Source organism: Paraburkholderia sp. SIMBA_027, from assembly GCF_046535315.1.
GTDB classification, from domain to species: Bacteria; Pseudomonadota; Gammaproteobacteria; order Burkholderiales; family Burkholderiaceae; genus Paraburkholderia; species Paraburkholderia tropica.
Genome location: NZ_JAWRWY010001127.1, coordinates 1 through 254 on the forward strand (window position 1 = coordinate 1; position 254 = coordinate 254).

At 58.7% G+C, this 254-nt stretch carries 1 protein-coding gene; it reads right to left on the reverse strand.

The window, feature by feature from the left end:
• Positions 1-254: amidohydrolase family protein (locus SB764_RS42635; protein ID WP_410867127.1), on the reverse strand; the 254-nt coding region annotated here is incomplete at both ends.

Here is a 254-nt window from a genome sequence, read left to right on the forward strand (position 1 = left end):
CGGCAGGCCTTTGACCTTCTGCCCTTCGAACACGTTGTAATCGATGGCCGATTGCTGGCTCGTTGCGCTGATTGTCTTCGTCAGTTGCGGGTCCCAGACGACGATATCGGCATCGGCGCCGATGAGGATCGCGCCCTTCTTTGGATAGACGTTGAGGATCTTGGCGATATTGGTCGAGGTGACCGCCACGAACTCGTTCATGGTGATGCGGCCGGTCGCGACGCCATAGGTCCAGAGCATCGGCATGCGGTCTT